The sequence below is a fragment of the uncultured Vibrio sp. genome (genome assembly GCF_947488985.1).
In the GTDB taxonomy this organism is placed as follows: Bacteria; Pseudomonadota; Gammaproteobacteria; order Enterobacterales; family Vibrionaceae; genus Vibrio.
The window spans coordinates 1-401 of the sequence record NZ_CANLBV010000315.1 but is presented as its reverse complement, the minus strand read 5'-3'; the positions used below and the strand labels follow the sequence as shown (position 1 = coordinate 401).

Genomic DNA, 401 nt, shown 5'->3' with positions numbered 1-401 from the left:
GTGAACGGCTGGCATTACCCAACGCTGGCGCAAGCTAACGGCAAAACGACCATCACAGTGCAGTCTCTGCACCAGGATTACACCATTGACAGCGCTTATACGGATGGTGACGCGAGTTTAATTGTTGAAGAGAGTACTTGTATCAATCGAGATACCGGTATTGCACCTTTTGAGCAGTGTACGTACGTGATTGAGAGTGAAGGTGGGGAAGGTCAACTGTATTTATCAAATGATGAAGTGATAACTTTAAACCAACCGATTGCCGAAAGTCCAAGTAATGAAAAAAGCGGTGCTTCCTTTGGTCTCGGCTCATTGTTGTTAACCGGTTTGTTGGCGTGGCGTAGAAAACGCAGTCAGTAACTCACACTCTACAAGGTCAACGTCACGTTGGCCTTTTTTGT

1 protein-coding gene is annotated in these 401 nt (G+C 46.1%); it reads left to right on the top strand.

Going from position 1 to position 401, the window contains the following annotated elements; translation table 11 throughout:
- Positions 1-360: GlyGly-CTERM sorting domain-containing protein (locus Q1A70_RS20495; RefSeq protein WP_299697683.1), on the top strand; the 360-nt coding region annotated here is incomplete at its 5' end.
- Positions 361-401 lie beyond the last annotated feature (41 nt).